Source organism: Pseudomonas sp. I3-I5, assembly GCF_022699445.1.
Lineage (GTDB): Bacteria > Pseudomonadota > Gammaproteobacteria > Pseudomonadales > Pseudomonadaceae > Aquipseudomonas > Aquipseudomonas fulva.
Genome location: NZ_CP093940.1, coordinates 2,975,145 through 2,997,949 on the forward strand (window position 1 = coordinate 2,975,145; position 22,805 = coordinate 2,997,949).

2 protein-coding genes (1 of these 2 only partly in view) are annotated in these 22,805 nt (G+C 66.3%); both read right to left on the reverse strand.

The window, feature by feature from the left end:
• The gene (locus MOP87_RS13320; RefSeq protein ID WP_242809625.1) at window positions 1-17,688 is read right to left on the reverse strand and encodes a non-ribosomal peptide synthase/polyketide synthase; all 17,688 of its coding nucleotides are present in this window, start codon (window positions 17,686-17,688) and stop codon (window positions 1-3) included.
• A protein-coding gene (locus tag MOP87_RS13325) for a non-ribosomal peptide synthetase (protein ID WP_236166129.1) crosses the window boundary here: on the reverse strand, window positions 17,688-22,805 show its 3' portion. It continues 4,533 nt past the right edge of the window; 5,118 of the gene's 9,651 nt are visible here — the last part of the coding sequence; its start codon lies off the right edge, out of view — the gene reads right to left on this strand; it ends in the stop codon at window positions 17,688-17,690. Before MOP87_RS13325 ends, MOP87_RS13320 begins: the two co-directional genes overlap by 1 nt.

The following is a 22,805-nucleotide window of genomic DNA, read 5'->3' on the forward strand; positions in this document are numbered from 1 at the left end:
TCACGCGCGCCCTTGGGTTTCGGTGGTCGTGTCCAGGCACTCGCACACCTCGCGCAGCAGCTGGGGCTGCTTGAGGATCTCGAAGTGCGACGCGTGGATGAGCGTTGCATCGTCCTGGCTGAACCGCCGTTGATAAGCTTGAGCCGGTGCGCGGTACCCGTCCTCTGCCCACCAGAAGCTGGCCGGGCACTCGATGGCGGGCAGCGGCGCAAGGCGTCGCGACAGCGCCTTCAGGCGCAGCGCCACCGTAAAGGCATGCACCAGTTCCTCGGCAGCGAAGCGCGGTGAATCACCGCTGCCCAGCACGTGGGCCTGCACTTGCGCTACCAGCGCTTCAAGGGCCGGGTGGGAGCCGTCGTCAGACAGGTCGAACGCCGGCAGGCTTTCGGGCGGCTGGTCGAGGATGATGGACAAGAAGTTGCGCAGCTCTTCGGTCAGGTCGTCTTCCGGCCCGTGGTCACCGGGCACGAAGCTGTCCACCAGCCCAACGAAGTGCACGCACTGGCCCTGCCCTTCCAGCACACGGGCCACCAGCAGCGCCAACGGCCCGCCCAGCGACCAGCCCAGCAAGTGGTACGGCCCTTGTGGTTGCTGTTCGCGGATGAACCCTGCGTAGTCCTGGGCCATGGCTTCCAGCGAGCTGTCCTGCCAGTGCTTGTCCAGCAGCATCCTGCACTGCACGCCGATGACCTGGCGCACCCCGTCCAGCCGTCGCGCCAGAGGCTCATAGTCGAACACGGTGCCGAACCCTGCGTGAAGACAGAACAGGGGCTCGCACTGCGCGACCGGGCCATTGAGCGGCAGCAGCGGTGAAAGCACTGCCACGGCGTCGTCCACGTAACCGGACAACTCGGCGATGGTGGGTTTGCTCATCATGTCGCGCAGCTTCAGCTCAACGCCCAACGCCGGTTGATTGCGCACCTTGGACAGCACCTTCAGGGTGCGCAAGGAATCGCCGCCCAGCTCGAAGAAGTTGTCCGTCACCCCAACCTGCTCCAGCTCCAGCACCTCTTGCCAGATCGCGGCAAGGCCGGCTTCGAGGGCGTTGCGCGGCGCCACGTACTCGCGACCCTTGAAGGACGGGTCTGGCAGCGCCTTGCGGTCAACCTTGCCGTTGGGGCTCAGCGGCAGGTGCTCCAGCACCAGGATCTGGCTGGGCACCATGTAGTCAGGCAAGCCCTGTTGCAATGCCATGCGCAGCGCCTCGCCTTGTAGCGCCGGGCTGCTGGTGGCCACATAACCGATCAGTTGCTTGCCGCCTTCGGTGTCACGGGCCACGACGACCGCATCGCGCACCTGGGGTTGGCTGCGCAAGCGGGCCTCGATTTCGCCCAGCTCGATACGAAAACCCCGGATCTTGACCTGATGATCCAGGCGGCCAAGGAAGTCGATCACCCCGTCTGCCCGGCGGCGCACCAGGTCGCCGGTGCGGTACAGGCGCGCACCCTTGCCACTGGGGTCGGCCACGAATCGCTCGGCCGTCAGGCCTGGTCGAGCATGGTAGCCCCGCGCAAGCCCTTGCCCGCCGATGTACAACTCACCTGGCACGCCGTCGGGCAATGGGTTAAGGCCGGCATCGAGAATGTGCAGGGTACGCTCACCCACCCGTGTGCCAATCGGCGCATAGGCCGCCTCGCAGCGCTGGTCGGTATCGACCACCCACAGCAACGGTGTGACCACCGTCTCGGTGGGGCCGTAGCCATTGGTCAGCAGCCTTGGACGCAGGGTGCGCTTGACCAATTCGAAGTTGGCATCGGCCACGGCGTCGCCGCCAAAGCAGTAGATCTGCACCGGTGGCGGGTTATCGAAGGCCTGGCCGTATTCGGCCAACTGTTGCAGGTACGCAGGCGGGAAACAGGCGATGGTGATGGCCTGCTCATGCAGCACCTGCCAGGTTTCCTCGGGCGTCCACAGACGGTTGTCGCGCACCACCAGCTGACCACCGGCCGCCAGGGTGGACAGCCACCGCTCCTGGGCGCCATCGAAGGCGAACGACATGAACAGCAACTCGCGGGTCGCCTCACTCATCCCATAGCGCTCGATGATAGCCTGGCAGTGCATGGCCAGCGGCCCGCGGGCGACCGCAACGCCTTTGGGCTTGCCCAACGAACCGGAGGTGTAGATCAGGTACGCCAGGTTGTCTTCGTCGATCACCACCGCCGGCAGGGCGACCTGCGCCTGCACCGGCGCGAGCGATTCGAGCAGCAGCGTGTCGACCCCTTCGGCGCTTGGCAAACGTTCGCTGACGCTAGCCTGGCTGATGAGCAGCCGCATGGCTGAGTCCTCGATGATCCACTGCACCCGCTCGCGCGGGTAATCGATGTCGACAGGCACATACGCAGCGCCGGTCTTGAGCACCGCATAGAAGGCCACGATCATGTCTACCGAGCGCTCCAGCGCCACCCCGACACGTACCTCCGGGGCAGCACCGGCGTCGATCAGGGCCACGGCCAGGCGGTTGGCGCGCGCTTCAAGCTCGGCATACGTCAGGGACTGCCCGGCGCAGCTGACCGCCACCTGCTGACCACGGGCCTGTACATGCCCGGCGATGCGCTGCAGCAGCGGCGTGCGGGTCGGGTTGGCGACCAGCCGGTTGGCCTCGGCCTGCTGCCGCTCAGCGTCGGCATCGAGCATGGGCAGGCTGCCGATGGCGGCCAGTGGGTCGCCCAGCAGCGCTTGGAGCAAGCGCTCGAAGCTGCGCCTAATGCCCTGGCAGGCAGCGTGGCTGAAGCGGCTGCGCCAGTACAGGAACTCGATGCTCAAGGTGTCATCCAGGTGCACGGCAAGGTCCATGGCATAGTTGGTCACGTCGCGGCCTTCGCTGGCGCCGAAGCGCAAGCCGTCTTCGCCGGCGTCTTGCAGGCGCTCGTCCAGGGGATAGTTCTCGAACACCACGATGCTGTCGAATAACGCCTGTCCGCTTTGCCCGGACCAACGCTGTACATCGGCCAAAGACACGTGCTCGTAGTCGCGCACCTGCACGTTGTAGTCCTGCAGGGCCTGCAACCACTGCCCCACCCGCTGTTCGGGCAGAGGCGCCTGGATGATCGGCAGCGTGTTGATGAACAAGCCCAGCATGTCTTCAGCACCCGGCAGGTTTGCCGGACGACCGGCGACGGTTGCGCCGAAGCACACGCGCGCTTGCCCGGTGTAGCGTTGCAGCAGCAGCAGCCAGGCTGCCTGGATCAGCGTGTTGGGTGTGACCCGCAGGCGCTGGGCCTGATCACGCAGTTGCCGGGTTTGCGCGGCGTCCCAGTTCAAGTACAGCGCGTCGTAGCCGTCGGCCTCGGCGACGGGCGCTGGATGCAACCCGGTGGCCAGCAGGGTGGGCCCTTCGAGCCCGGCCAGCTTGTCTTTCCAGAAGTGTTCCATCTGCGCCTGGGGCTGGGCGGCCAGCCAGGCGATATAGTCGCGGTAGCTGCCGCGTTTGCCGGGCAGTGCTTGTCCACCGTACACGGCGAACACCTCACCCAGCAGGCGTGAGTGGCTCCAGCCGTCCATGAGGATGTGGTGGCTGCTCCAGATCAGTTGCTGGCGCCCCTCATCCAGGCGCACCAGGGTCAGGCCCATCAAGGGCGGCTGCAGCAGGTCGAAGCCGCGGGCGTAGTCCTGCTCGGCCAGGCCTTGCAGGTCGGCGGCGCTGACCGGGCGACCCCGCCAGTCGAGCTCGCGCACACGCAGTTCGGCACGCTTGGCCACCCATTGCAATGGCTCGTTGAGGTGGCTTTCGGTCCAGAACCCGGTGCGCAGAATTTCATGGCGATCGACCATGTGCTGCCAGGCCGCGAGGAAGCGGGCGTTATCCAACCCTTGTACCTGCACGCTGGTTTGGCTGACGTACAGCCCCTGCTGGGCGGCTTCGAGGGTGTGGAACAGGATGCCCTGCTGCATCGGCGACAGCGGGTACAGGTCTTCGACAGCCTCGGCCGCTACCGGCAAACGGTCCAGCTGTGCTTGGCTCAGCCCCGCGAGCGGGAAGTCGGACGGGGTCAGGCAGAGGTGTTCCAAGGCCAGGCAGTGCTCAACGACCGTACGCAGCTCGCTCACGTAGGCATGCGCCAGGTGCTCGATGATGCCCGCGGCGAACCGCTGGCGGCTGAAGGTGAAGTCTAGCTTCAGGGCGCCTTCGAACACCTGCCCGTTGATGGTCAGGGCATTGCCCAGCGGCGCCTGATCACTGACCTGGCGCCCGCCGCTTTCCGCGGCCGGGGCGAACAGCGCATCGTCCTCACCGGCGGCGCTGGCGCTGAACTGGCCCAGGTAGTTGAAGGTGATGCGTGGCTGCGACAGGCCGGTCAATACCTGGCGGGTAGCCGTATCGCCCAGATAACGCAGCACACCAAAGCCAATGCCTTTGTCCGGGATGGCGCGCAGGTGTTCCTTGACCTGCTTGATGGTGTCCCCCACTGGCCCCGCCACCGGCAGTCTCACCGGGAACAGGCTGGTGAACCAGCCTACGGTACGGGTGAGGTCGACGTCGTCGAACAGCGCCTCGCGGCCGTGGCCTTCCAGCTCGATCAATGCCGCGTGCTCGCCCGTCCAGTGGCAGATCACCCGCGCCAGCGCGGTCAGCAGCAGGTCGTTGACCTGGGTGCGGTAAGCGGCCGGCGCCTGCTGAAGCAGTTGTCGGGTCAGCGCTGCATCCAGTTCAACCTGCACGGTATGGGCGTCGGTCACCTGCTGGCTGCCTTGGGCATCTTCGCCAGGCAGCGTCTGGGCAAAGCCCTGCAGTTGGGCCTGCCAGTAGCTCAGTTGCTGGCGCAGGGTTTCGCTTTGGGCGTGGGCTTGCAGGCGTTCTGCCCAGGCCTTGTAGGCGCTGGTCTTGGCCGGCAGGCTGAGCGGCTGCCCAGTCAGGCACTGCTGGTAAGCCTGTTGCAGGTCCTCGAACAGAATGCGCCACGACACGCCATCGACCACTAGGTGATGGATCACCAGCAGCAAGCGCTGGCTGCCGTCGGCCAGGGTGGCCAGCACTGCGCGCAGCAGCGGGCCGTCGGCCAGGTCCAGGCTGCGCTGGGCACCGTCGCACAGGGCAGTGAGTGCCTGGGCATCGGTTACCTCGCGTTGCCACAGCAGCGCCTGGGCGTTGTCGCCGTGGCAGGCCTGCCAACCCTGATCGCCTTCACTGAAGCGCAGGCGCAGGGCATCGTGATGGTGCACCAACGCCTGCAACGCTTGCTCGAGCGCAGCCCCGTGAAGCGGCGCGCTCGGCACCAGCAGCACCGACTGGTTCCAGTGGTGACGCTGGGCGATGGCTTCGCTGAAGAAGCTGTGCTGCACCGGCAACAACGGCGTGGTGCCGGTGACCGCACCCTGATCGATCTGCAAGGCTGTGCCTGCCGTGCCAACGACCTGGGCCAAGGCCCGGAGGGTCTGGTGCTGGAACAACGCTTTCGGGGTCAGGTGCAGCCCCAGCTGCCGCGCTCGGCTGACCACCTGGATAGAGATGATCGAGTCACCGCCCAGCTCGAAGAAGTTGTCGTCCACCCCGACCCGCTCAAGCTTCAGCACATCTTGCCAGACTGTGGCCAACTGCTGTTCGAGCGCTGTCTGCGGGGCGACGAAAGCATGGCTGCTGGCAGCCTCGGGCTGGGGCAGCGCCTTGCGGTCGATCTTGCCGCTCGGGCTCAATGGCAGGCCGTCGAGCACCATCAGGTGAGCCGGCACCATATAGTCCGGCAGGCTCGCCTTGAGCGCTTCGCGCAGCGTGGCCACGGCCACCTGCGTGACCACATAGCCCACCAGTTGCGGCCCACTGGGGCCAGGCTGCGCCATGACCAGCGCCTCGCTGACACCGGCCTGGGCCAGCAGGCAAGTCTCGATCTCGCCCAGCTCGATGCGGAAGCCACGGATTTTCACCTGATGGTCCACCCGGCCAACGTAGTCGATCACGCCATCGGCGCGGTAACGCGCCAGGTCGCCCGTGCGGTACAAGCGCCCGCCGTTGCCGGCGAACGGGTCGGGCAGGAAGCGCTCGGCGGTCAGCGCGCTGCGGCCGAAGTAGCCACGGGCCAGCAACTCGCCGCCGATCACCAGCTCACCCACGACACCGGTCGGTACCGGTTGCCCGGCATCGTCCAGCAGGTAGATCTCCCGACCAGGCAAGGCCATGCCGATCGGCAAGGTGTGAGGTACGGGTTGTTCGCCCAGCACGTATGGAGTGCAGTCGAGCGTGGTGGAGGTGACCGTGGTTTCCGTCGGGCCGTAGGTGTTGAGCAGGCGCACATGGCCCAGGCCGGCCTTGAGCCAGGCAGCCATGCCTTCAGGGGGCATGGCTTCGCCGCCCGCATGAATCTGGCGCAGTTGCCCGTAGTCGCGTGGCCCTACGCTGGCAAACTGGGTTGCCAGCAAGTTCCAGTACGCGGTCGGCAGGTCGGCCACGCTGATGCCGTGGGCCAGCACCCGCTGGTAGAACGTCTCGCTGTCCCAGATTTCATTGCCGCGCAGCATCACGGTGGCACCGCAGACCAGCGGGGCGTACAGCTGCTCGACGAAGGCATCGAAGTTGAACGTGGCAAATTGCAGCACGCAATCGGACGCGTGGATATCGGAATACCACTGGGCCACGAAGGCGTGGCGGGTCAAGGCACCATGGCTGATGGCCACGCCCTTCGGCCGACCGGTCGAGCCGGAGGTGAAGATCACGTAGGCCAGGTTGTCGGCGTGCACGCGGTTGAGCGGGTCGCTGTCGGAGCCGTTGCCGTCGTCAGGCGTATCCAGCAGCAGGCACTGCACCTGCGCGTCCAGTGCCAGCGTTTCGCGCAAGTGCGACTGGGTCAACAGCAACGCGACGCGGCTGTCCTCGACCATCTGCTGCAAGCGCTCTTGGGGGAATTTCGGATCGAGCGGTACATAGCCGCCGCCTGCCTTGAGCACGGCCAGCAGGGCAACGACCATCGGCGCATCGCGCTCGACGGCGATGCCGACCAGCACGTCGGGGCCCACGCCTTGGGCGATCAAGCGGTGCGCCAGGCGGTTGGCCGCTGCGTTGAGCTGGGCGTAGGTCAGCTCGGTGGTTTCAGTGATCAGCGCAGTGTGGTTCGGAACACGCCGGGCCTGCTGTTCGAACAGCACATGGGCAGGCGCCAGGCTTGGGTATTCACCGGCGGCCATGCCCCAGTCCTGCACCGGGGCGCGCTGACGCCCGTCGTCCAGCAGGGTCAGATCGCCCAGGCAAAGCCCGTCGGCCCCCTCGACCATTTGCAGGAGCAAGTGGGCCAGGTTGTCACCGATGCTCGCGATACCCGGGGCATCGAACGCCTCGCCCGCATAGGTGAAGTGCAGCAGCACGGTGGACCCGGCGTTTACGCTGACGGTCAGCGGGTAGTTGCTCTGCTCATGGTTATCGATGCTGCCAAAGCGCAGGTCCACGGGCGCTGCTTGCAGCGCCTCGGAAACCGGATAGTTCTCGAACACCAGGATGTTGTCGAACAGTGCTTCACCGCCCTGCCCGGCCCAGCGCTGGATATCGAAGAGCGGGGTGTGCTCCTGCTCGCGCAGCGCCAGGTTGAGTTGCACAAGCGCGTGCAGCCACGCTTGCAGCGGCTGATCTGCCTGGGGGCTGGCCACCACCGGCAAGGTGTTGATGAACAGGCCGATCTGTTGCTCCACGCCGCTGATCGCCGCCGGGCGTCCGGCGACGGTGGCCCCGAACACGACGCCGTTGTGCCCGGTGTAGCGTTGCAGCAACAACAGCCAGGCCGCCTGGATGACGGTGTTGAGGGTGACTTTGTGACGGCGCGCAAAGGCATTCAGGCGCTGGGTGTGATGTTCGTCCAGCCGGTGGTAATGATCATGTTGACCTGTGCTGCGCGTTGCCGGCTTCAAGGCTTGTGCAAGCAGGGTCGGCGCCGGCAGACAAGCCAATTGATCGCGCCAGAACACTTCGCTGGCCTGACGGTCCTGACGCAGCAACCAACCGATGTAGTCGCGGTACTGCGTAGGCCCATGGGTCACCGGCTGGCCGGCATAGCGCTGGAGCACTTCGCCCAGAAGCTGCGAGGTGCTCCAGCCGTCCATCAGGATATGGTGGCTGGTGTAGATCAGGTGATAGTCCTGCGCGTTGGTCTGTGCAAGTACCAGCCTGAGCAGCGGCGCGGTGTGAAGCTCGAAGCCTTGTTGCAGTTCGCTTTGCGCCAGTGCGTTGAGGGTGGCTTTTGCAGCGGGGTCGTCGCGCAGGTCCAGCAGGCGGAACGGCAGCTCGACCCGGCTCATGACCATCTGCACGGCCTGCTCGAACTGCCAGTTGAACCCGGTGCGCAGGATGGCGTGGGCGTCGAGGGTGGCCTGCCAGGCGCTGCGAAAACGCTGCGGGTCGAGCCCGCCGATGTCCAGACGCATCTGATTCAGGTAATCGCCGCTGCCCTGCTCGTACAGGCTATGGAACAACATGCCTTGCTGCATCGGGGACAGTGGATAGATGTCCTCGAGGTTGGCCGCCGACACCGCAAGCTGGTCCAGCTGCGCCTGGTCCAGACCGGCCAGGGGGAAGTCGGAGGGCGTCACGCCACCTGCATCAGGGGCCAGGCAGTGTTCGATCAGCGCCTGCAGTTGTGCGCCGTAGGCATCGGCCAAGGCCTCGATGGCCTGCACATCGAACTGCTCGCGGCTGAACGTCCAGTCCAGGCTCAGGCAACCGTCGTATACGCGCCCGTTGAGCACCAGCCAATTGTCCAGGGGTGCGTCCGGGCTTTGCTCACGGCCGCGCTTTTCTGTGGCGGGGGTGAACAAGGCGTCATCGTCGCCAGCAAAACTGCCGTCGAACTGGCCCAGGTAGTTGAAGGTGATACGCGGTGTCGCCAGCGCCGCCAAGGCCTCGCGTGTGGCAGCGTCCCCCAGGTAGCGCAGGACACCGTAGCCGACACCCTTGTCGGGAATGCCGCGCAGGTGCTCCTTGACCTGGCGAAGCGTGTCGCCAAGGTCGCTGGACACGGGCAACTTCACCGGGAACACGCTGGTGAACCAACCCACGGTACGGGTGAGGTCGACGTCGTCGAACAGCTCCTCGCGCCCATGGCCTTCCAACTGGATCAGCGCGGCCTGTTCGCCTGTCCACTGGCAGATCACACGCGCCAGGGCGGTCAGCAGCAAGTCGTTGACCTGGGTGCGGTAGGCTGCAGGCGCCTGCTGCAACAGGCGACGGGTTTGCTGGGCATCCAGGCGGGTCTGCACAGTCTGGGCGTGGTGCCCCTGCATGCCTGCATCGACCTTGACGCCCGGCAGGTCTGCGCGCTGCCCGCGCAGTTGTGCCATCCAGTAGTCCTTCTGCCCCTGTAGCGCCGGGCTGTGGGCATGCGCCTCCAGTTTCTGCGCCCAGGCCTTGTAAGCCGTGGTCTTGCTCGGCAGTTTCACGGGCTGCCCGGCCAGGCATTGCGCGTAGGCCTGTTGCAGGTCCTCGAAGAGGATGCGCCACGACACGCCATCGACCACCAGGTGATGGATCACCAGCAGCAAGCGCTGGCTGCCGTCGGCCAGCGTGGCCAGCACGGCGCGCAGCAGCGGGCCCTCGGCCAGGTCCAGGCTGCGCTGGGCATCGTCGCACAGGGCGGTCAGCGCCTGGGCATCGGCCACCTGGCGTTGCCACAGCAGCGCCATCACCGGCTCGCCATGTTCGGCCAACCAGCCTTGCTCACCTTCGCTGAAGGTAAGGCGCAGCGCATCGTGATGTTGCACAAGCGCCTGCAACGCCTGCTCCAGTGCAACGCCCTGAAGTGCTGTGCGCGGTACCAGCAGCACCGACTGGTTCCAGTGGTGACGCTGGGCAATGACCTCGCTGAAGAAGCTGTGCTGCACCGGCAGCAGCGGCATGCCGCCGAGGACGGTGCCTTGGTCGATCTGCACCGCGCTGTCGGCATTGCGCACGACCTTGGCAAGGGCGCGCAGGGTCTGGTGCTGGAACAGCTCCTTGGGCGTGAAGTGCAGCCCCTGCTGACGGGCCCGGCTGACCACCTGAATGGAGATGATCGAGTCACCGCCCAGCTCGAAGAAGTTGTCGTCCACCCCGACCCGCTCAAGCTTCAGCACGTCTTGCCAGATACGCGCCAGTTGCTGTTCGAGCGGGGTCTGGGGGGCGATGAACGCCTGGTTGCTGGAGGCCTCGGGCAGCGGCAGCGCTTTGCGGTCGATCTTGCCGCTCGGGCTCAGCGGCATGTGATCGAGCAGCATGACATGGGCAGGAACCATGTAGTCCGGCAGGCTCGCCTTGAGCGCTTCGCGCAACGCCTGCACGTCTGCATCTGCAACCAGGTAAGCAACCAGTTGCGGCCCGTTCGGACCAGGCTGTGCCACGACCAACGCCTCGCTGACACCGGCCTGGGCCAGCAGGCAAGTCTCGATCTCGCCCAGCTCGATGCGGAAGCCACGGATCTTCACCTGATGGTCCACCCGGCCGACGTAGTCGATCACGCCATCGGCGCGGTAACGCGCCAGGTCGCCCGTGCGGTACAAGCGCCCGCCGTTGCCGGCGAACGGGTCGGGCAGGAAGCGCTCGGCGGTCAGCGCGCTGCGGCCGAAGTAGCCACGGGCCAGCAACTCGCCGCCGATCACCAGCTCACCCACGACACCGGTCGGTACCGGTTGCCCGGCATCGTCCAGCAGGTAGATCTCCCGACCAGGCAAGGCCGTGCCGATCGGCAAGGTGTGAGGCACGGGTTGTTCGCCCAGCACGTATGGAGTGCAGTCGAGCGTGGTGGAGGTGACCGTGGTTTCCGTCGGGCCGTAGGTGTTGAGCAGACGCACATGGCCCAGGCCGGCCTTGTGCCAGGCGGCCATGCCTTCAGGGGGCATGGCTTCGCCGCCCGCATGAATCTGACGCAGTTGCCCGTAGTCGCGTGGCCCTACGCTGGCAAACTGGGTTGCCAGCAGGTTCCAGTACGCGGTCGGCAAGTCGGCCACGCTGATGCCGTGGGCCAGCACCCGTTGGTAAAACGTCTCGCTGTCCCAGATTTCATTGCCGCGCAGCATCACGGTGGCACCGCAGACCAGCGGGGCGTACAGCTGCTCGACGAAGGCATCGAAGTTGAACGTGGCAAATTGCAGCACGCAATCGGACGCGTGGATATCGGAATACCACTGGGCCACGAAGGCGTGGCGGGTCAAGGCACCATGGCTGATGGCCACGCCCTTCGGCCGACCGGTCGAGCCGGAGGTGAAGATCACGTAGGCCAAGTTGTCGGCGTGCACGCGGTTGAGCGGGTCGCTGGCGGAGCCGTTGCCGTCGTCAGGCGTATCCAGCAGCAGGCACTGCACCTGCGCGTCCAGTGCCAGCGTTTCGCGCAAGTGCGACTGGGTCAACAGCAACGCGATGCGACTGTCCTCGACCATCTGCTGCAAGCGCTCTTGGGGAAATTTCGGGTCGAGCGGTACATAGCCGCCGCCTGCCTTGAGCACGGCCAGCAGGGCAACGACCATCGGCGCATCGCGCTCGACGGCGATGCCGACCAGCACGTCGGGGCCCACGCCTTGGGCGATCAAGCGGTGCGCCAGGCGGTTGGCCGCTGCGTTGAGCTGGGCGTAGGTCAGCTCGGTGGTTTCAGTGATCAGCGCAGTGTGGTTCGGAACACGCCGGGCCTGCTGCTCGAACAGCACATGGGCAGGCGCCAGGCTTGGGTACTCACCGGCGGCCATGCCCCAGTCCTGCACCGGGGCGCGCTGACGCCCCTCTTCGAACAGCTTCAGCTCGCCCAGGCAACGCTGGGGCGAGCCGTCGGCCATCTGCGCCAGGAGATGGGCCAGTTGGCTTGCAACCTGGGCAATGCACTCGGCACTGAACTGCGCAGCGTCATAGCTGTAATGCAACAACAGGTCGGCCCCGGTGCTGACGCTCAGCGTCAGCGGGTAGTTGTTCTGCTCATGGCTGTGCATGTCGCCAAAGTGCAGGTCACTGACGCCGCCCTGCTGCAGCGCCTCGGACACGGGGTAGTTTTCGAAGACCAGCAAGGTGTCGAACAATCCATCGCCGCCCTGCCCGGCCCAGCGCTGCACATCACTCAGTGCACTGTGTTCGTGGTCCCGGAGTGCCAGGTTGATGCCCTGTACGGTCTGTAACCAATCCGCCAGCGCTTGTTGCGGTTCAGGCTGCGCGACCACGGGCAAGGTATTGATGAACAAGCCGATCTGCTGCTCGATGCCCTGCAATTGCGTAGGCCGGCCCGCCACCGTAGCCCCGAATGTCACGCTGTCGTGACCGGTGTAGCGCTGCAACAGCAACAGCCAGGCGACCTGCACGAGCGTGTTGAGGGTGACTTTCTGCTGACGGGCAAAGCCGTGCAACTGTTCGGTGATCGCAGCGTCCAGGCGCCATTTGAATTCGCCTTGCCCACTCTGGCCGGTGGCGGCGCACTTGAGCGCACGGCTGAGCCAGGTCGGCTCGTCAAGGGTGGCGAACTGCGTGCGCCAGAAAGCCTCGCTGACCCGTTTGTCCTGGCGTTGCAGCCAGCCGATATAGTCGCTGTAGCGCCCATTGAGGCTGTGTACCGCCTGGCCTGCGTAGTGCTGCAACACCTCGCCGAGCAACTGCGAATTACTCCAGCCGTCGAGCAGGATGTGATGGCTGGTATAGATCAGTTGATAACGATCATCCCCCGTGCGGGCCAGCGTCAGGCGCAGCAGTGGCGCCTGGGCCAGGTCGAAGCCTTGCTCGCGTTCGGCATCGGCCAGGCGCGTCAGTGCAGCGTCAAGGTCTTCATGGCCACGTAGGTCAATTTCACGGCATGGCAACTGCACCTGCTTGCGCACCCACTGAAGCGGCTGGACCAGCCCGCCTTGCCAGAGGAACCCGCTGCGCAATATGTCATGTCGCTGCACCACCGCCTGCCAGGCCTCCCGGAAACGCTCAGGCGCCAGCCCCTGGACGCTGACCGACAGCTGGTTGATGTAGTCGCCCCCTTGCTGCTCCAGCAAGCTGTGGAACAGCATGCCCTGCTGCATGGGCGAGAGCGGGTACAGGTCCTGAACGTCCGCCCAAGGCAGGCCAAGGGCGTCCAGTTGTGACGGGTCGAGCATGGCCAGCGGGAAGTCCGAAGGCGTCACCCCGGCACTGTCCGGTAGCAGACAGTGGGCGACCAGCTGGTTCAGCTCGCGTGCGTAATCCTGCGCCAAGCGCTCGATGTCAGTGCGCTCGAACATCGCTTCGCTGAAGGTCCAGCCCAAGCGCAATTGGCCTGCGTACACTTGGCCGTTGATGCTCAGCCAGTTGCCCAGCGGCGCCTCGGCGCCCTGTTCGGCGCCGGCGTCCTCGCTGGCTGGCACGAACAGGGCGCCTTGATCGCTGGCAAAACTGCCGTCGAACTGGCCCAGGTAGTTGAAGGTGATGCGCGGCTCGGCCAGGCCGTTCAAGGCTGCCTGCGACTGGGCGCTGCCCATGTAGCGCAAGGCGCCGTAGCCGATGCCCTTGTCGGGGATCGCGCGCAGTTGCTGCTTGACGGTCTTGATCGCGTCGGTCACGTCACCTGCACTGTCCAGGCGTACCGGGAAGGCGCTGGTGAACCAGCCCACCGTGCGGGTCAGGTCGACATCGTCGAACAGGTCTTCACGGCCGTGCCCTTCAAGCTGGATCAGCGCCGAAGCCTGCCCGGTCCAGCGGCAGATCACGCGGGTCAGCGCGGTCAGCAGCAGGTCGTTGACCTGGGTGCGGTAGGCCGCCGGGGCTTGTTGCAGCAGTTGCCGGGTCAGCGTGTCGTCCAGGCGCGTGTGTACCGTACAGGCATGGCGCTTTTCAAGGCTGGCGTGAGGACGTGCGCCTGGCAGGTCGTCGACGGCGCCTTCGACCTGCGCCTGCCAGTACGGCAGCTGCTCGGCCAGGGCCGGGGTTTTGGCCAGTGCCTGCAGGCGTTCTGCCCAATGCTTGTAGGCCGTGGTCTTGGCCGGCAGCGACAGCGCCTGGCCTGCCAGGCACTGCGAGTAGGCCTGCTGCAGATCGTCGAACAGAATGCGCCAGGACACACCGTCCACGACCAGGTGATGAACCACCAGCAACAGCCGCTGACTGCCATCGTCCAGCTCCGCCAGCACAGCCCGCAGCAGTGGCCCTTGGTGCAGGTCGAGGCTGCGCTGGGCCTGCTCGCACAACGCGGTCAGGGCCTGGCCGCGCTCGACCGTGGCGTGCCACAGCAGCGGCGCCTGCTCCTCGGCGCCCTGTTGCTGGGCCGCAGCCCGGTGCCAGGCGAGCCCGGCTTGGGCATCGAAGCGCAGGCGCAAGGCATCATGGTGCAGCACCAGCGCCTGCAACGCCGCCTCCAGCACCCGTGGCTGCAACGCCTGCGTCGGCGCCAGCAGCACGGACTGGTTCCAGTGATGCGCATCGGCAATGCCTTGGGCGAAGAACCAGCGCTGGATGGCCAGCAGCGGCAGGCTGCCAGCGACCGGGCCCTGGTCGATGCGGGCGACCTCGCCAAAACGGGCCACACCGGCCAGGGCCTGCACGGTCTGGTGCAGGAACAGGTCTTTGGGGCTGAGCACGATGCCGGCCTGACGGGCCCGGCTGACCACCTGGATCGAGATGATCGAATCGCCGCCCAATTCGAAGAAATTGTCGGTCACCCCAACCTGAGGGACCTTCAGCACCGCCTGCCAAATCTGCACCAACGCCTGCTCGAGCGGGCTGCTGGCGGCCACATGCTGGCCTTGCAGCTGGGTCAGGTCGACTGCCGGCAGGGCCTGGCGGTCGATCTTGCCGTTGGGGGTCAGGGGCATGCGTTCGAGCAACTGCACGTGCGTGGGCACCATGTAGTCAGGCAGGTCCACCTTCAAACGGCGCTTGATCGATTCGCGGCGCTCAGCCTGGGCCTGATGATCGGACGCCAGTTGCGGCGCGTCGTCGCTCACCACGTAGCCGACCAGTTGCTGGCCGCTCGGGCCGGCCTGGGCCACCACCACCGCTTCGCGCACACCCGGCACCGCCAGCAGGCGAGCTTCCACCTCGCCCAACTCGATACGAAAACCTCGCACCTTGACCTGGCGGTCGATGCGCCCGAGGTAATCGATGATGCCGCTGCTGCGCAGGCTTACCCGATCACCGCTGCGGTACAGCCGGGCACCGTTGCCGAACGGGTCCGGTACGAACCTTTCGGCAGTGAGCGCCGGGCGCTTGAGGTAGCCACGGGCCAAACCCTGCCCGCCCAGGTACAACTCTCCCGGGATGGCCAGGGGCAACAGGTTCAGGTCGGCATCGAGCACATACGCGCGCCGTTCACCGACGCGATCACCAATGGGCGCATAGGCTGCGCCGCAGCGGTCCTGTTCGCCGGCTTTCCAGATCAGGGGGGTGACCACGGTTTCGGTAGGGCCGTAGCCATTGATGATGTAGGTCGGGCGCAGTGCGCGCCGGGCCATGGCGTAGCTGGCCTCGGACACCGCATCGCCGCCGAAGCAGTACACCCGCATCGGCGGTGGGTTGCCGTCGCGCTCGGCGTGCTCGGCCAGTTGCTGAAGGTAGACCGGTGGAAACGCCGCGACCGTCACCCCATGCTCATGCATGGCGGCATAGGTTTGCTCCGGCGTCCACAGCTGCGGGTCGCGGATCAGCAGCGAAGCGCCGTGGGTCAGGGGCGTGAGCCAGCGCTCGTGGGCACCGTCGAAGGCGAACGACATGAAGTGCAGTTCGCAGTCGGCTGGCGTCATTTCGTAGCGCTCGCCAATCGCCCGGCAGTGCATGGCGATGGGGCCATGGGCTACCGCCACCCCTTTGGGCAGGCCGGTGGAACCCGAGGTGTAGATGACGTAGGCCAGGTTATCGGCCTGGGCGGCGTTCGCCGGCGCGTGGCAGGGTTGCGAGGCCAGGTCCATGTGGTCCAGGGCCAGGGTTGCCAACCCCTCAGGGACCGGCAGGCGCTGCATGAGCGCGCTGTCGCTGAGCAGCAGGGCCATGCCACTGTCCTGCATCAGGTAGGCCAGGCGTTCGCGGGGGTATTGCGGATCGAGCGGCGTATAGGCACCGCCGGCCTTGAGCACCGCCAACAGGCTCACGACCATCTCAAGGCCACGCTCCAGGGCGATACCGACCAGCACTTCCGGCCCGACCCCGGCTGTGACCAGGGCATGGGCCAGGCGGTTGGCCTGCTGGTCAAGCTGGGCAAAGCTCATGCGCTGCTCGCCAAACAACAAGGCGGTGGCCTGCGGGGTTTGCGCAGCCCACTGGGCAATGCGCTCGTGCACCAGCGGGCCGTCGGCGTGACGCAGGTCCGGGGCGTTGCGCACAGCGTGCAGGTGCTCATGCTCATCGACGGCCAGCATCGGCAGCGCAGCAATGCAGCGCGACGGGTCGGCGACGAGGCTGCGCAGCAGGGTCAGCCAATGGCGCCCCAGGCGCTCGATGGTGGCGGCATCGAACAGGTCGCACGCATAGGTCAGCGACGCCCACAGGCCGTCTTCGCCCTCCACGGTGTCCAGCGTCAGGTCGAACGAGGCGCTGTGGCTTTCCCAGAACAGCCCTTCGATATCGAGCCCAGGCACCTGCCGGGTGCGTTGGTCGCGGCCTTGGCGCTGGTGGTTGTACATCACCTGGAACAACGGGTTGTGGCTCAGGCTGCGGTCTGGCTGCAAAGCTTCGACCAGTTGTTCGAACGGCAGGTCCTGATGCGCCTGGGCACCGAGCACCGTCTGCTTGACCTGTTGCAGCAACGCCGGGAAGGCCAAGGCCCCCTGCACATCGGCGCGCAGCACCTGCGTGTTGACGAAGAAGCCCAGCAGGCGATCGGTCTCGACCCGGTTGCGGTTGGCGTTGGGCACCCCGACGCGAATATCGGTCTGGCCGGTGTAGCGGTGCAGCAGCACCTGGAACGACGCCAGCAACAGCATGAACAGCGTGACCTGTTGCTGCTGCGCCAGGCCTTGCAAGGCTTCGCTCAGGGCGCTGTCGATGGGCAGGTCGACACGCGCGCCGCGCAGGCTTGGCTGGGCCGCACGCGGACGGTCGGTGGGCAACTCCAGCACAGGTTGATGCGCGCCCAGTTGCTCACGCCAGTAGGCCAGTTGCTGCTCGCTGCCGCCGGCTTCCATCCAGCGACGCTGCCAGATGGCGTAGTCGGCGTATTGAATGGGCAGCGCGGGCAGCTCGACCGCCCGCCCGTGGACGAAGCCCAAGTACAGCTGCATCAGCTCATCGACCATGACCTGCATCGACCAGCCATCGGAGACGATGTGGTGCTGCACCATCACCAGCACATGTTCATCGTCAGCCACCGTCAGCAGCCCCAGCCGTACCAGCGGACCGTGTTCGAGGTCGAAGGGCCTGGCGATCTGCTGCTCGATCAACGCCTGTACCTGGGCGTCTTGGTGCTCGGGTGCCAGGGTGGCCGGCAGGTGCAACGGCTCGATCGCGATCGGCAGGGCGCCATGCACGCGCTGGCAGGGCCGCTCCTCCTCCACCACGAAGGTGGTGCGCAGGGTCTCGTGGCGTGCCACCAGGGCATCGAACGCCTGCTGCAAGGCCTGGGTGTCGAGTTGGCCGCGCAGGCGCAGGGCGGTAGGGATGTGAGAGGCGCTGCTGCCTGGCTCCAGCTGCCAGAGGAACCACTGGCGCTCCTGGGCGAAGGACAGCGGCAAGCTGTCCAACTGCTCGCGGATGACCGGAATCGGCAGGTTGCTGGGCGAGACCTTTTGTTCGGCCATCTTGGCCAGGTACTGACGGCGCTTGTCCACGGGCAAGGCGATGAAGCGTTGGGCAATGCGCAGGGCGCTGGCGTGATCCATTACACCGCCTCCATTTCGTCGAGCAAGCTTTCGAGCTGGTCAAGGGTGGAGGCATCCACCGCCCCGCCTTCGCGCTCCAGTTGGCGGGCCAGCTCGCCCAGGGTGGGGTATTGGAAAATCAATTGCGCAGTTGCCTTCATACCAAGCTCGAGTTGAATGCGTGAGACCAGGCTCACGACGAGAAGAGAGTGACCGCCCAGGTCGAAGAAATGGTCGTTCAAGCCGACCTTGTCGAGCTGGAGCAGGTCCTGCCAGATCGCTGCCAGTTGGCACTCGACCGGGCGTTGCGGGGCTTCGTAGCCCTGTTGTTGTGGCGCGGCCTGGGGCAGCGGCAAGGCCCTGCGGTCCAGCTTGCCATTGGGGCTGAGCGGCCACTGTTCCAGCAGCAGCCATTGGCCGGGCACCATGTAGCCGGGCAAGTTGGCCTTGAGGTGAGCCTTGAGGCGCTCGCGCAGCAGCGCCTGGCGCGTGGCCTCCAGGTCAGCGCCGGCGACCAGCACGTAGCCGACCAGTTGCGCACCGGCGGCGCCAGGCTGAGCCAGCACGACCGCTTCACGGACTTCGGCCACCTCCAGCAGGCGCGCCTCGATCTCACCCAGCTCGATGCGCTGGCCACGGATCTTCACCTGGTGGTCCAGGCGACCGAGGTATTCCAGCACGCCGTCGGCGCGGTAACGCACCAGGTCGCCGGTGCGGTACAAACGCTCGCCATTACCCACAGGACTTGCCACGAAGCGCTCGGCGGTCAGCGCCGGGCGGCGGTGATACCCACGGGCCAGGCCCACGCCGCCCAGGTACAGCTCACCGGCCACCCCCGGCACGACCGGCTGCAGGGCCGCGTCCAGTACGTAAGTGTGCAGGTTGGCAATGGGGCGCCCGATGGGCACGCTGTCGCTGCCCTCCTCCACGCAAGTCCAGTGGGTGACGTCGATGGCGGCTTCGGTCGGGCCGTACAGGTTGTACAGGCCGGCCTTGGGCAGGCGTGCGAACACCTGGGCCTGGGCATCGAGCGCCAGTGCTTCGCCGCTGCAGAGAATGCGCCGCAGGCTGTGGCACCCGTCCAGGTCCGGCGATTGCAGGAACACCTGCAGCATCGACGGCACGAAGTGCAACGTGCTGATGCCATGCTGCTCGATCAGGGCCACCAGTTGCGCCGGGTCGCGGTGCGCGCCGGGTTCGGCCACCACCAGTTGGGCGCCGGTCATCAACGGCCAGAAGAACTCCCACACCGACACGTCGAAGCTGAACGGCGTCTTCTGCAGCACCCGGTCGGCGGCGGTCAGTTCATAGGCCTGTTGCATCCAGTACAGGCGGTTGGCCAGGGCGACGTGGCGGTTGCCGGCACCCTTGGGCTTGCCAGTGGAGCCGGAGGTGTAGATCACGTAGGCCAGGTGCTCCGGCGCCAGGTCGACCTGCGGGTTCGGTACGTCAACCGGGTCCGCCTGCGGGGCCAGCAGCTCGAGCGTCGCCAGCCCTTGGGGCACCGGCAGGCGCAAGCCTGGTGCATGCAGCAGCAAGGCCATGCGGCTGTCCTCGATCATGTAGGCCAGGCGTTCCTCGGGGTAGTCCGGGTCCAGCGGCAGGTAGGCGCCACCGGCCTTGAGGATGGCCAGCAGGCCGATGACCAGCTCCAGCGAACGCTCGGCGGCGATGCCTACCAGCACGTCCGGGCCAACGCCGCGATCGATCAGTTGCCGGGCCAGGCCATTGGCGGCGTTGTTGAGTTGGCGATAGGTGAGTTGACGTGCGCCGAACACCACGGCGGTCGCCTCGGGGCTGCGCTGGGCCTGCTGCTCGATCAGGCGGTGGACGCAGTGCTCATCGGGGTAACGCTGAGCGGTCTGGTTCCAGGTGCGCGCAGTGTCCAGCTGCCGTGCGTCCATCAGGGGCAGCTCGGCCACTCGTGCCCCAGGGCTGGCAAGCATGCCGCGCAGCAGGGTTTGCCAATGGCTGGCCATGCGCTCAAGCGTGCTGGTTTCGAACAGGTCGGTGGCAAAGGTCCAGGTCGCCCCCAGGCCGTCGGGTGTCTCGAAGGTGTCCAGGGCCAGGTCGAACTGGGCACTGTGGTGTTCGCCGCTCAGGGTCTGGACATCGAGCTGCGGCACCTTGAAGCCGTCACCCAGCTGCTGGTCGAGCAGGTTGCGGTGGGTGAACATCACCTGGAACAGCGGGTTGTGGCTCAGGCTGCGTGCCGGCTGCAGGGCTTCGACCAGCTGCTCGAACGGCAGGTCCTGATGCTGCTGGGCGCCCAGCGCGGCTTGGCGCACTTGTTCCAACAGCGCCTCTACGGTCAGCTGCCCATCGAAGCGCCCACGCAAGACCTGGGTATTGACGAAGAAGCCGATCAGACGCTCGGTCTCCAGGCGATGGCGGTTAGCGACGGGCACGCCGACACGGATGTCGTCCTGGCCGCTGTAGCGCTGCAACAGTGCTTGGAACGAGGCCAGCAGCAGCATGAACAGCGTGACGTTGTGCTGCTGCGCCAGCTGTTGCAGGCCCGTGGTCAGCTGCGTGTCCAAGGTCAGCCCCAGGCGGGCACCGCGGTAGCTCTGCACGGCAGGACGCGGGTGATCGGTGGGCAACTCCAGCACCACCGGCTCATCGCCCAGTTGCTCACGCCAGTACATCAGCTGACGCTCGCGTTCACCGGCTGCCAGCCAGTCGCGCTGCCAGTGGGCGTAGTCCAGGTACTGGACGGGCAGCGGCGCAAGGTTCGGCTGCGCGCCGCTTGTCAGGCTGGCATAGCTCTGCATCCATTCATCGACCATCACCTGCATCGACCAGCCATCGGAAACGATGTGGTGCTGAACCAAGGTCAGCACGTGGTCCTGTGCCCCCAGTTTAAGCACACCGATGCGCAGCAACGGCCCATTGACCAAGTCGAAAGGCTGGGCGGTCTGGGCCTGGATAAAGGCCTGGATCAGTGTGCCCTCCTCGTCTTCGCCCGCAACGGATTGCACCGGCACAGGCAAACGACAGTGGGCGTGGATGACCGGACGAACCTGGGCCTGCTCCTGGATGAAGGTGGTGCGCAGGCTTTCGTGGCGCTGCACCAGCAGGTTGAAGCTGTCTTCCAGCGCTTGCAGGTCCAGCTCGCCACGCAGGCGCAGGGCCATGGGGATGTGATAGGCGCTGCTGTGCGGCTCCAGCTGCCACAGGAACCACTGCCGCTCCTGGGCGAACGACAGCTGCAGCGGCTGGTTGCGGTCCACGGGGGCAATCGGTGCGGCGCGGTGGCCTTGCAGAGCGCTCACGGCCTGGGTAAAGGCGTGCAGGGTGCTGTGTTCGAACAGCAGCGCCAGCGGCACCTCCAGGTCCAGTTCCTGGGCAACGCGCGAAATCACCTGGGTGGCGAGCAGCGAGTGCCCGCCCAAGTCGAAGAAGTGATCGGCCATGCCTACCTGGTCCAGGTGCAACACCTGGCTCCAGATGGCTGCAACGGTGCACTCGAGCTCAGTGCTCGGTGCCTGGAAGGCCTGCCGGGCTTGTTCCAGATCAGGCGCAGGCAAGGCCTTGCGGTCCAGCTTGCCGTTGGGGCTCAAGGGCATCGCCGCCAGCCAGACCAGGTGCGAAGGCACCATGTAGGCCGGCAAGGCCTCGGCCAATCGGGCCTTGAGCTGGGCTTGCCAGGCTGCTAGATCAGCAGGCGGGTATGGGTCGGCCACGTAGCCGACCAGGTGCTGACCTTGGGCATCCTCTCGGGCCACGACCACGGTTTCACCCGCGCCGGCCACTTCCAGCAGGCGCGCCTCGATCTCACCCAGCTCGATGCGCTGGCCACGGATCTTCACCTGGTGGTCCAGGCGACCGAGGTATTCCAGCACGCCGTCGGCGCGGTAACGCACCAGGTCGCCCGTGCGGTACAAGCGCTCGCCATTACCCACAGGACTTGCCACGAAGCGCTCGGCGGTCAGCGCCGGGCGGCGGTGATACCCACGGGCCAGACCCACGCCGCCCAGGTACAGCTCACCGGCCACCCCCGGCACGACCGGCTGCAGGGCCGCGTCCAGTACATAAGTGTGCAGGTTGGCAATGGGGCGCCCGATGGGCACGCTGTCGCTGCCCTCCTCCACGCAAGTCCAGTGGGTGACGTCGATGGCGGCTTCGGTCGGACCATACAGGTTGTACAGGCCGGCCTTGGGCAGGCGTGCGAACACCTGGGCCTGGGCATCGAGCGCCAGTGCCTCGCCGCTGCAGAGAATGCGCCGCAGGCTGTGGCACCCGTCCAGGTCCGGCGATTGCAGGAACACCTGTAGCATCGACGGCACGAAGTGCAACGTGCTGATGCCATGCTGCTCGATCAGGGCCACCAGTTGCGCCGGGTCGCGGTGCGCGCCGGGTTCGGCCACCACCAGTTGGGCGCCGGTCATCAACGGCCAGAAGAACTCCCACACCGACACGTCGAAGCTGAACGGCGTCTTCTGCAGCACCCGGTCGACGGCGGTCAGTTCATAGGCCTGTTGCATCCAGTACAGGCGGTTGGCCAGGGCGACGTGGCGGTTGCCGGCACCCTTGGGCTTGCCAGTGGAGCCGGAGGTGTAGATCACGTAGGCCAGGTGCTCCGGCGCCAGGTCGACCTGCGGGTTCGGTACGTCAACCGGGTCCGCCTGCGGGGCCAGCAGCTCGAGCGTCGCCAGCCCTTCGGGCACCGGCAGGCGCAAGCCTGGTGCATGCAGCAGCAAGGCCATGCGGCTGTCCTCGATCATGTAGGCCAGGCGTTCCTCGGGGTAGTCCGGGTCCAGCGGCAGGTAGGCGCCACCGGCCTTGAGGATGGCTAACAGGCCGATGACCAGCTCCAGCGAACGCTCGGCGGCGATGCCTACCAGCACGTCCGGGCCAACGCCGCGATCGATCAGTTGCCGGGCCAGGCCATTGGCGGCGTTGTTGAGTTGGCGATAGGTGAGTTGACGTGCGCCGAACACCACGGCGGTCGCCTCGGGGCTGCGCTGGGCCTGCTGCTCGATCAGGCGGTGGACGCAGTATTGCTCGGGGTAACGCTGAGCGGTCTGGTTCCAAGTGCGCAGGCCGTGCTGTTCACTGGCAGCGAGCATCGGCAGCTCGCCAATGGCCTGTGCAGGGCAGGCAACCATGCCGCGCAGCAGGGTCTGCCAGTGACC

Coding starts and splice junctions, on each gene's coding strand:
- MOP87_RS13320 (WP_242809625.1), bottom strand. CDS start 17,688: ATGGATCACGCCAGCGCCCTGCGCATTGCCCAACGCTTCATCGCCTTG.